Genomic DNA, 11,174 nt, shown 5'->3' with positions numbered 1-11,174 from the left:
AGGGGACGGTACGGGTTCGCACCGCCGTCGCGCCTGCCTAGGGTCCTTCTGACGGATCTCCGCGGCGTCGCGACGCCCGGCACGCCCTCTCGCCGCACCGGCCGAAAGCCCAGGTACGCCCAGTACGAGGGCTTCCGGCCGGCACACCGAGAGCACGCACCGGACGCCGCTCCTTCTCCCACGGAGATCCGTCAGCAGGACCCTAGCCTGGGCGCGGCGGCGGCCCGGCCCGGCGGCGGGGCGGGCGCCGCGCGGCCTTGCCCCGGCCCCGACACCGCAGGGAGTGGACCCCGCCTTGACCGACCACCACGACGACTACGACGTGTGGATCCGCCGGTTCCACCCGGCCCCCGAGGCCGCCGCGACCCTGGTGTGCTTTCCGCACGCGGGCGGCTCGGCCTCCGCGTACTTCCCGTTCTCCAAGCTGCTCTCGCCCGGCGTCGAGGTGCTCGCGGTGCAGTACCCGGGGCGCCAGGACCGCCGTTGGGAGCCGCCCGCCCGCAGCGTCGAGGAGCTGGCCGACGCCGTCGCCGCCGTCCTGCACACCAACCTGACGGGGAGGTTCGCGCTCTTCGGCCACAGCATGGGGGCCGCGGTCGCCTTCGAGGTGGCCCGGCGGCTCGAACGGGAGCAGGGCCTGCGCCCGGCCGCCCTGTTCTGCTCGGCCCGCCGCGCCCCGACGGTACGGCTGCCCGCGGTGTGGGAGCGCGTCCCCGGCGACGAGGACGTCGTCGCCGAACTGCGCAAGCTCAGCGGCACCGACGCCGCCATCCTCGACAACCCCGATCTGCTGCGCATCTTCCTCCCGGTGATCCGGGCCGACTACCAGGTGGCCGGCGGCTACCTGGCCGGCCCCGACGCCACCGTCGACTGCCCGATCACGGTGCTGGCCGGCGACCGCGACCCGGAGACCTCGCTCGCCGAGGCCCGCGGCTGGGCGGCGCACACCAAGGGCGAGTTCGACATGCACGTCTACCCGGGCGGCCACTTCTTCATCGAGGAGCACCGGCCCGCCATGGCCGAGGTCGTCGCCGGCCGGCTGCTCCCCGCCTGACCCATCCGACCCGGAGACGACACATCATGACCGAGCGGCTGTTCACCTCGGAGTCCGTGACCGAGGGCCACCCCGACAAGGTGGCCGACCGGATCAGCGACACCGTGCTCGACGCCCTGCTCACCGAGGACCCCGCCGCCCGGGTCGCCGTGGAGACCCTGATCACCACCGGCCAGGTCCGGCTGGCCGGCGAGGTCGCCACCACCGCCCGCCCCGCCCTGCCCTCGGTGGTCCGCGCGGCCATCCTGGACATCGGCTACGACACCTCCGCCAAGGGGTTCGACGGCGCCTCCTGCGGAGTCTGCCTCTCGCTGGCCACCCGGTCCCGTACCGCGAGCGACGACGCCGTCGCCGCTCAGGGCGCCGGCGACCAGGGGCTGATGTTCGGCTACGCGTGCGCCGAGACCCCCGAGCTGATGCCGCTGCCGATCACCCTGGCGCACCGGCTGGCCCAACGCCTCACCGCGGTACGCAAGGACGGCACGCTGCCGTACCTGCGCCCCGACGGCAAGACCCAGGTCACCATCGCCTACCAGGGCGACCGCGCGGCCCGGCTGGACACCGTGGTGGTCTCCGCGCAGCACGCCGCCCACATCGACCTCGACACCCTGCTCGCCCCGGAGATCAGCCAGTTCGTGGTGGAGGCCGAGCTGAAGGCGCTCATCGAGTCCGGGGTCCAGCTCGACATCGACGGCTACCGGCTGCTGGTCAACCCCACCGGGCGCTTCGAGACCGGCGGCCCGCTGGGCGACGCCGGGGTCACCGGCCGCAAGATCGTCATCGACACCTACGGCGGCATGGCCCGCCACGGCGGCGGCGCCTTCTCCGGCAAGGACCCCTCCAAGGTGGACCGCTCCGCCGCCTACGCCATGCGCTGGGTCGCCAAGAACGTGGTCGCCGCCGGCCTCGCCTCCCGCTGCGAGATCCAGATCGCCTACGCCATCGGCGAAGCCGCCCCGGTCGGGCTGGCCGTGGAGACCTTCGGCACCGAGACCGTCCCGGTGGCCCGCATCGGCCGCGCCGTCACCGAGGTCTTCGACCTGCGCCCGGCCGCCATCGTCCGCGACCTCGACCTGCTGCGCCCGGTCTACGCCGGCACCGCCGCCTACGGCCACTTCGGCCGCGAACTCCCCGAGTTCACCTGGGAACGCACCGACCGCGCCGCCGCGCTGCGCGCCGCCGTCCACTGAACGCACCCGCCGGAGAACGCGGAACGGGCCCGCGCGTCGAATGACGCACGGGCCCGTTCCGTACCGACCGGGTCCGCCCGAGGGCGGACCCGGACCGGCGGGGTGTTACTTGATGATCTTGGTGACCTGGCCGGCACCCACGGTACGACCACCCTCGCGGATGGTGAAGCGCAGGCCCTCCTCCATGGCGACCGGCTGGATCAGCGAGACCGTCATGGAGCTGTTGTCGCCCGGCATGACCATCTCGGTGCCCTCGGGGAGGGTCACCACGCCGGTGACGTCGGTCGTCCGGAAGTAGAACTGCGGACGGTAGTTGTTGAAGAACGGGGTGTGGCGGCCACCCTCGTCCTTCGACAGGATGTAGGCCGTCGCCTCGAACTCGGTGTGCGGAGTGACCGAACCCGGCTTGATGATGCACTGGCCGCGCTCGACGTCCTCGCGCTTGATGCCGCGGAGCAGCAGACCGACGTTCTCACCGGCCTGGCCCTCGTCGAGCAGCTTGCGGAACATCTCGATACCGGTGACCGTGGTGCTGGTCTTGGTGTCCTTGATGCCGATGATGTCGACGGTCTCGTTGACCTTGAGGACACCGCGCTCGATACGACCGGTGACCACGGTGCCGCGGCCGGTGATCGTGAAGACGTCCTCGATCGGCATCAGGAACGGCTTGTCGACGTCACGCTGCGGGGTCGGGATGGCCTCGTCGATGGTGTGCATCAGACCGAGGAGCTTCTCGCCCCACTCCTTGTCGCCCTCCAGCGCCTTCAGCGCGGAGACGCGGACGACCGGAGCGTCGTCACCCGGGAACTCGTACTCGTTGAGGAGCTCACGGACCTCGAGCTCGACGAGCTCCAGGATCTCCTCGTCGTCCACCATGTCGGCCTTGTTCAGGGCGACGACGATGTACGGAACACCGGCCTGGCGGGCCAGGAGCACGTGCTCCTTGGTCTGCGGCATCGGGCCGTCAGTGGCGGCGACCACCAGGATGGCGCCGTCCATCTGCGCCGCACCGGTGATCATGTTCTTGATGTAGTCCGCGTGGCCCGGGCAGTCCACGTGGGCGTAGTGACGCGCCTCGGTCTGGTACTCGACGTGCGCGATGGAGATGGTGATACCGCGCTGACGCTCTTCCGGCGCCTTGTCGATCTCGTCGAACGGGGTGAACGGGTTGATGTCCGGGTACGCGTCGTGCAGCACCTTGGTGATGGCCGCGGTAAGGGTCGTCTTACCGTGGTCCACGTGGCCGATGGTGCCGATGTTGACGTGCGGCTTAGTCCGCTCGAACTTCGCCTTCGCCACTGGGGTCCTCCTGTGGACTGGTTCTGTAACGCCACTCGATGGCGCCAGTTCAACTTGCCGGGTTGGTGAGGACCCCGAAGGGCCTTACAAGTGCCAACCCGCGGATTGGGTTACCGGCCGCCGGGGCATCCGCCACCACCTTACGGTTTGCGGCGGAATGCCCCGTACTGCCTAGTGTCAAGCCTAAGGCTTGAGCCACGCCTTCAGAACAGCGTTACTCGCCCTTGGCCTTCGCGATGATCTCCTCGGCCACGTTCTTGGGAACCTCGGCGTAGGAGTCGAACTGCATGGAGTAGCTGGCCCGGCCGGACGTCTTGCTGCGCAGGTCGCCGACGTAACCGAACATCTCCGACAGCGGGACCAGGCCCGTGACGAGCTTCGCCCCGGAACGGTCCTCCATGGACTGGATCTGGCCGCGCCGCGAGTTCAGGTCGCCGATGACGTCACCCATGTAGTCCTCGGGCGTGGTCACCTCGACCTTCATCATCGGCTCCAGCAGCGCCGGGCTGGCCTTCCGCGCGGCCTCCTTGAACGCCATCGAACCGGCGATCTTGAAGGCGAGCTCGGAGGAGTCCACGTCGTGGTAGGCACCGTCGAGGAGCTTGACCCGGACACCGGTGAGCGGGTAGCCGGCGAGCACGCCGAACTCCATCGCCTCCTGGCAGCCCGCGTCCACCGAGGGGATGTACTCCTTGGGGATGCGACCACCGGTCACCTGGTTCACGAACTCGTAGCCGTCGCCCTCGAGCGGCTCGATCGAGATCTGCACCTTGCCGAACTGGCCGGAACCACCAGTCTGCTTCTTGTGCGTGTAGTCGACCTTCTCGACCGCCTTGCGAATGGTCTCGCGGTAGGCGACCTGCGGCTTGCCGACGTTGGCCTCGACCTTGAACTCGCGCTTCATGCGGTCCACGAGCACGTCCAGGTGGAGCTCGCCCATGCCCGCGATGATGGTCTGGCCGGTCTCCTCGTGCGTGGAGACCTGGAAGGACGGGTCCTCCTCGGCCAGGCGCTGGATGGCGACACCCAGCTTCTCCTGGTCGCCCTTGGACTTGGGCTCGATGGCGACCTGGATGACCGGCGCCGGGAACTCCATCGACTCCAGGATCACCGGGTTGGCCGCGTCGCAGAGGGTCTCACCGGTGGTGGTCTGCTTCAGACCCATGACGGCGACGATGTCACCGGCACCCACCGACTCGATCTCCTCACGCTTGTTCGCGTGCATCCGGTAGATCTTGCCGATGCGCTCCTTCTTGCCCTTGACGGAGTTCTGCACCTGCGTACCGGCCTCAAGACGCCCGGAGTAGACCCGGACGAAGGTGAGCTTGCCCAGGTGCGGGTCGCTCATGATCTTGAACGCCAGGGCCGACAGCGGCTCGTCGTCGGACGGCTTCCGCTTGACGACCTGCTCCGGGTCGCCGACCGCGTGGCCCTCGATGGCCTCGACGTCCAGCGGGGAGGGCAGGTACTTCACGACCGCGTCGAGCAGGGGCTGCACGCCCTTGTTCTTGAACGCGGTGCCGCAGAACACCGGGGTGACGGTGGTGCCGTCGCCCTTGCCGGAGTTGATGGTGATGCGGCGCACGGCCGCGGTCAGCTGCTCCTCGGAAGGCTCCTGGCCCTCCAGGTACAGCTCCATCATCTCCTCGTCGTTCTCGGCGACGGACTCCAGGAGCTTGCCGCGCCACTCCTCGGCGGCCTCGGCGTGGGTGTCCGGGATGTCGACGACGTCGTACATCTCGCCCTTGGCCGCCTCGGCCGACCACACCAGCGCCTTCATGCGGACCAGGTCCACGACGCCCTTGAAGTCGGCCTCGGTGCCGATCGGCAGCTGCATCACGATCGGGGTCGCGCCCAGGCGGTCCGAGATCATGTCGACGCAGCGGTGGAACTCGGCGCCGGTGCGGTCCAGCTTGTTGACGAAGCAGATCCGCGGCACGCCGTAACGGTCGGCCTGACGCCACACCGTCTCGGACTGCGGCTCCACGCCGGCCACACCGTCGAAGACCGTCACGGCACCGTCGAGCACGCGCAGCGAACGCTCCACCTCGACGGTGAAGTCGACGTGGCCCGGGGTGTCGATGATGTTGATGGTGTGGTCGACGTCGTCGACGTTCCAGTGACAGGTCGTCGCGGCCGACGTGATGGTGATGCCGCGCTCCTGCTCCTGCTCCATCCAGTCCATCGTGGCAGCGCCGTCGTGGACCTCACCGATCTTGTAGCTCACGCCGGTGTAGAACAGGATCCGCTCGGTGGTCGTCGTCTTGCCCGCGTCGATGTGGGCCATGATCCCGATGTTGCGGACCTTGGCCAGGTCAAGTGAAGTGGTGGCCATATGGCTCAGTCTTCTCTCGGTTCTCGATGGGGGTAGCGACTACCAGCGGTAGTGCGCGAAGGCCTTGTTGGACTCGGCCATCTTGTGGGTGTCCTCGCGGCGCTTGACGGAGGCGCCAAGACCGTTCGAGGCGTCGAGCAGCTCGTTCATCAGCCGCTCGGTCATGGTCTTCTCACGGCGGGCACGCGAGTAGCCGACCAGCCAGCGCAGCGCCAGCGTGGAGGAGCGGGCCGGACGGACCTCGACCGGCACCTGGTAGGTCGCGCCACCGACACGGCGGCTGCGGACCTCGAGGGTCGGCTTGACGTTCTCCAGGGCGCGCTTGAGCGTGATGACCGGGTCGGTGCCGGTCTTCTCGCGCAGCCCCTCCAGGGCGCCGTAGACGATGCGCTCGGCGGTGGAGCGCTTGCCGTTCAGCAGGACCTTGTTGACCAGCGAGGTGACAAGCGGAGAGTTGTAGACCGGGTCGATGATGACCGGCCGCTTCGGGGCAGGGCCCTTACGAGGCATGTCTTACTTCTCCTTCTTGGCGCCGTAGCGGCTGCGGGCCTGCTTGCGGTTCTTGACACCCTGGGTGTCCAGCGAACCGCGGATGATCTTGTAGCGAACGCCCGGCAGGTCCTTCACACGACCGCCGCGCACGAGCACGATGGAGTGCTCCTGCAGGTTGTGGCCCTCACCCGGAATGTAAGCGGTGACCTCGATCCCGCTGGTCAGACGCACACGCGCGACCTTACGCAGGGCCGAGTTCGGCTTCTTCGGGGTGGTCGTGTACACACGCGTGCAGACGCCCCGGCGCTGCGGGGAACCCTTGAGCGCGGGCGTCTTGTTCTTCTCGACCTTGTCCTGCCGGCCCTTGCGGACCAGCTGCTGGATCGTAGGCACCGTTTCTCCGGTTTCTGTGTGCCGATCTCGATAAAGCTAACCTGGGGATCCTGCACGGCCGGGCGCCCCGGCCACCGGCACGTTCCCCGACCCACGCGGTCGGGTGTGTCGGAGCCTTTGGCAGGTACCCGCGGAACGGGCTCGGCTCACATCATGCGGATGTCGCAGTCTCGGCGCCCCGCGCTGGTCGCCAGCCGCCGGAAGGCTGAAGGCGCGCACGCAAGGACCCGGGGACACCCCAGGCACAAGGTCAGAGCGTACCTAGCGTATGGGCTGCGGTCAAAACAAATGCACACGCGAACGACACGCCGGGCCCCCAGGTCGCTGAGCCCACGGTAACCGCCGCGCGGCCCGCTGGGAAGACGTCTCCCCCGCGCGCCGTCCAACGCCGCAGGGCGGCCGTCCCGTTGGGGGGACGGCCGCCCTGCGGCTTCACGCGAGCGGTCGGGCTCAGGCGTTGTACGGACCGTAGTCGTAGTCCTCCAGCGGGACCGCCTGGCCGGAGCCGGTGCCGAACGGCGAGTAGTCGATGTCGTCGTAGCCGACGGCCGAGTACATCGCGGCCTTGGCCTCCTCGGTCGGCTCCACCCGGATGTTGCGGTAGCGGGACAGACCCGTACCGGCCGGGATGAGCTTACCGAGGATGACGTTCTCCTTCAGGCCGAGCAGCGCGTCCGACTTGGCGTGGATCGCCGCGTCGGTGAGCACCCGGGTGGTCTCCTGGAACGAGGCCGCGGACAGCCACGACTCGGTCGCCAGCGACGCCTTGGTGATACCCATCAGCTGCGGACGGCCGGAGGCGGGGTGACCGCCCTCGGAGACGACCCGGCGGTTCTCCTGCTCGAAGCGACCGCGCTCGACCAGCTCGCCCGGCAGCAGCTCGGCGTCGCCGGACTCGATGATCGTCACCCGGCGCAGCATCTGCCGGATGATGATCTCGATGTGCTTGTCGTGGATCGACACACCCTGCGAGGTGAAGACCTTCTGGACCTCGCCGAGCAGGTGGATCTGGACGGCCCGCTGGCCGAGGATCCGCAGCACGTCGTGCGGGTTCTCGGTACCGGCCATCAGCTTCTGGCCGACCTCGACGTGGTCGCCCTCGTCCACCAGCAGACGGGCGCGCTTGGAGACGCCGTAGGCGATCTCGTCGCTGCCGTCGTCCGGGGTGATGACGATCTTGCGGGTCTTCTCGGTCTCCTCGATGCGGACCCGGCCGGCCGCCTCGCTGATCGGGGCCACACCCTTGGGGGTACGGGCCTCGAAGAGCTCGACGACACGCGGCAGACCCTTGGTGATGTCGTCACCGGCCACACCACCGGTGTGGAAGGTACGCATCGTCAGCTGGGTGCCGGGCTCACCGATGGACTGGGCGGCGATGATGCCGACCGCCTCGCCGATGTCCACCAGCTTGCCGGTGGCCAGCGAACGGCCGTAGCACATCGCGCAGGTGCCCACCGCGGACTCGCAGGTGAGGATCGAGCGGACCTTGACGGTCTGCACGCCGTGCGCGATCAGCTGGTCGATGAGCACGTCGCCGAGGTCGGTGCCGGCCGGGGCCAGCACCTTGCCGTCGACCACGATGTCCTCGGCCAGGCTGCGCGCGTACACGCTGGTCTCGACGCCGCCGGACTTGCGCAGCACGCCGTCCGCGCCCCGCTCGCCGATCTCCAGCTTCAGGCCGCGGTCGGTGCCGCAGTCCAGCTCGCGGATGATGACGTCCTGCGAGACGTCCACCAGACGACGGGTCAGGTAACCCGAGTCGGCGGTACGCAGCGCGGTGTCGGCGAGACCCTTACGGGCACCGTGGGTGGAGATGAAGTACTCCAGCACGGTGAGGCCCTCGCGGAACGACGCCTTGATCGGCCGCGGGATGGTCTCGTTCTTCGCGTTCGACACCAGACCACGCATACCCGCGATCTGACGCATCTGCATCATGTTTCCGCGCGCGCCCGAGTCGACCATCATGAAGATCGGGTTGGTCTTCGGGAAGTTGTCGTTCATGGCCTCGGCGACCTCGTTGGTCGCCTTGGTCCAGATCGCGATCAGCTCCTGGGACCGCTCTTCCTTCGTGATCAGGCCGCGCTCGTACTGCTTCTGGACCTTCTCGTCCTGCGCCTCGTAGCCCTCCAGGATCGTCTTCTTGGCCTCGGGGACCACGACGTCCGAGATGGCGACGGTGACGCCGGAGCGGGTCGCCCAGTGGAAACCGGCCGACTTCAGGTTGTCCAGGGTCGCCGCCACGACGACCTTGGGGTACCGCTCGGCCAGGTCGTTGACGATCTCGGAGAGCTGCTTCTTGCCCACCGAGTAGTCGACGAACGGGTAGTCCTCGGGCAGCAGCTCGTTGAAGAGCGCGCGGCCCAGGGTGGTCCGCAGCCGGAACGCGTCACCGGGCTGCCAGGGCTCCTCGCCCTCGGCCGGCTCCGGCGCCGTCCAGCCGCGCGGCGGCACGGTGCCCGCCGGGAAGCGGATGTCCACCTTCGCCTGGAGGGTCAGCTCGCGGGCGTCGAAGGCCATGATCGCCTCGGCCACCGAGCCGAACGCCCGGCCCTCGCCGCGCACCTCGCGCTCGTCGGAGTCCGTGGTGAGGAAGAACAGACCCAGGACCATGTCCTGCGTCGGCATCGTCACCGGACGGCCGTCGGCGGGCTTGAGGATGTTGTTCGAGGACAGCATCAGGATGCGGGCCTCGGCCTGCGCCTCCGCGGACAGCGGCAGGTGCACCGCCATCTGGTCGCCGTCGAAGTCCGCGTTGAACGCGGTGCACACCAGCGGGTGGATCTGGATGGCCTTGCCTTCGACCAGCTGCGGCTCGAACGCCTGGATGCCCAGGCGGTGCAGCGTCGGCGCCCGGTTGAGCAGCACCGGGTGCTCGGCGATGACCTCTTCCAGCACGTCGTACACGACCGTACGGCCGCGCTCGACCATGCGCTTGGCCGACTTGATGTTCTGCGCGTGGTTGAGGTCCACCAGGCGCTTCATCACGAACGGCTTGAAGAGCTCCAGCGCCATGGCCTTGGGCAGACCGCACTGGTGCAGCTTGAGCTGCGGGCCGACGACGATCACCGAACGGGCGGAGTAGTCGACGCGCTTGCCGAGCAGGTTCTGCCGGAAGCGGCCCTGCTTGCCCTTGAGCATGTCGGAGAGCGACTTCAGCGGACGGTTGCCGGGGCCCGTCACCGGGCGGCCACGGCGGCCGTTGTCGAAGAGCGCGTCGACGGCCTCCTGGAGCATCCGCTTCTCGTTGTTCACGATGATCTCGGGGGCACCGAGGTCCAGCAGACGCTTGAGGCGGTTGTTCCGGTTGATCACCCGGCGGTACAGGTCGTTCAGGTCGGAGGTGGCGAAGCGGCCACCGTCGAGCTGGACCATCGGCCGCAGGTCCGGCGGGATCACCGGGACGCAGTCGAGCACCATGCCCATCGGGCTGTTGCGGGTCTGCAGGAAGGCGGAGACGACCTTGAGGCGCTTGAGCGCACGGGTCTTCTTCTGGCCCTTGCCGGTGCGGATGATCTCGCGGAGCTTGGCGGCCTCCTCCTCCAGGTCGAAGGACTCCAGGCGCTTCTGGAGCGCCGCGGCGCCCATGCCGCCCTGGAAGTAGGTGCCGAAGCGGTCGCGCAGCTCGCGGTAGAGCAGCTCGTCGCCCTCCAGGTCCTGGACCTTGAGCGACTTGAAGCGGCTCCACACCTCGTCGAGGCGGTCGATCTCGCGCTGGGCGCGGTCGCGCAGCTGCTTCATCTCCCGCTCGGCGCCGTCGCGGACCTTGCGGCGGGCGTCGGTCTTGGCGCCCTCCGCCTCCAGCTCGGCGAGGTCGGCCTCGAGCTTCTTCTGCCGGGCCTCGATGTCCGCGTCGCGGCGCTGCTCGATCTGCTGCCGCTCGACGGAGACGTGCGCCTCCAGCGACGGCAGGTCACGGGTGCGGCGCTCCTCGTCCACCCACGTGATCATGTAGGCGGCGAAGTAGATGACCTTCTCCAGGTCCTTCGGCGCCAGGTCGAGCAGGTAGCCCAGGCGGGACGGGACGCCCTTGAAGTACCAGATGTGGGTCACCGGGGCGGCCAGCTCGATGTGGCCCATCCGCTCACGGCGCACCTTGGCACGGGTCACCTCGACGCCGCACCGCTCGCAGATGATGCCCTTGAAGCGGACCCGCTTGTACTTACCGCAGTAGCACTCCCAGTCCCGGGTGGGGCCGAAGATCTTCTCGCAGAAGAGCCCGTCCTTTTCCGGCTTGAGGGTGCGGTAGTTGATGGTCTCCGGCTTCTTAACCTCGCCGTGCGACCACTGACGGATGTCGTCCGCGGTGGCCAGGCCGATCCGCAGCTCGTCGAAGAAGTTGACGTCGAGCACTGGTCGTCAATCCCTCTTTCGGGGTCGAAAGTCAAACATGGTCTGTCGGGGTCCGGCCCCT

The 11,174-nt window shown here is 68.6% G+C and carries 7 protein-coding genes; 2 read left to right on the top strand and 5 right to left on the bottom strand.

What is annotated here, in order from left to right; genetic code table 11:
• The first annotated feature begins 295 nt into the window (after nt 1-295).
• Both SCATT_RS16875 and metK read left to right on the top strand, forming a co-directional pair.
• Nucleotides 296-1,054, top strand: a complete 759-nt coding sequence (locus SCATT_RS16875) for a thioesterase II family protein (protein WP_014144294.1) — start codon at nt 296-298, stop codon at nt 1,052-1,054.
• Between the two features lie 26 nt (nt 1,055-1,080).
• Nucleotides 1,081-2,244 (top strand): methionine adenosyltransferase, encoded by a 1,164-nt coding sequence (gene metK / locus SCATT_RS16870; protein ID WP_014144293.1) that lies wholly within the window; start codon nt 1,081-1,083, stop codon nt 2,242-2,244.
• A 105-nt stretch (nt 2,245-2,349) separates the two neighbouring features.
• Here the strand turns inward: metK and tuf are convergent, their stop codons facing one another.
• The 5 genes from tuf to SCATT_RS16845 form a co-directional block, all read right to left on the bottom strand.
• Nucleotides 2,350-3,543, bottom strand: coding sequence for an elongation factor Tu (gene tuf / locus SCATT_RS16865; protein ID WP_014144292.1), 1,194 nt, complete (start codon nt 3,541-3,543; stop codon nt 2,350-2,352).
• 214 nt (nt 3,544-3,757) lie between these two features.
• Nucleotides 3,758-5,878: an elongation factor G gene (gene fusA / locus SCATT_RS16860; protein ID WP_014144291.1), complete on the bottom strand. Its 2,121-nt coding sequence runs from the start codon at nt 5,876-5,878 to the stop codon at nt 3,758-3,760.
• Nucleotides 5,879-5,917: 39 nt separating this feature from the next.
• Nucleotides 5,918-6,388, bottom strand: a complete 471-nt coding sequence (gene rpsG / locus SCATT_RS16855) for a 30S ribosomal protein S7 (RefSeq protein ID WP_014144290.1) — start codon at nt 6,386-6,388, stop codon at nt 5,918-5,920.
• A gap of 3 nt (nt 6,389-6,391) precedes the next feature.
• The gene (gene rpsL, locus SCATT_RS16850; protein WP_014144289.1) at nt 6,392-6,763 is read right to left on the bottom strand and encodes a 30S ribosomal protein S12; all 372 of its coding nucleotides are present in this window, start codon (nt 6,761-6,763) and stop codon (nt 6,392-6,394) included.
• A gap of 450 nt (nt 6,764-7,213) precedes the next feature.
• Nucleotides 7,214-11,113, bottom strand: a complete 3,900-nt coding sequence (locus SCATT_RS16845) for a DNA-directed RNA polymerase subunit beta' (RefSeq protein ID WP_014144288.1) — start codon at nt 11,111-11,113, stop codon at nt 7,214-7,216.
• Between the last annotated feature and the right edge of the window lie 61 nt (nt 11,114-11,174).

It is taken from the genome of Streptantibioticus cattleyicolor NRRL 8057 = DSM 46488 (assembly GCF_000240165.1).
GTDB classification, from domain to species: domain Bacteria; phylum Actinomycetota; class Actinomycetes; order Streptomycetales; family Streptomycetaceae; genus Streptantibioticus; species Streptantibioticus cattleyicolor.
The sequence above is the reverse complement of the archived record's forward strand: the minus strand, read 5'-3'. Positions and strand labels throughout refer to the sequence as shown.

Excerpts from the sequence above, each read along its gene's own strand:
- fusA (WP_014144291.1), bottom strand. The coding sequence starts at position 5,878 with ATGGCCACCACTTCACTTGACCTGGCCAAGGTCCGCAACATCGGGATC.
- metK (WP_014144293.1), top strand. The coding sequence starts at position 1,081 with ATGACCGAGCGGCTGTTCACCTCGGAGTCCGTGACCGAGGGCCACCCC.
- rpsG (WP_014144290.1), bottom strand. The coding sequence starts at position 6,388 with ATGCCTCGTAAGGGCCCTGCCCCGAAGCGGCCGGTCATCATCGACCCG.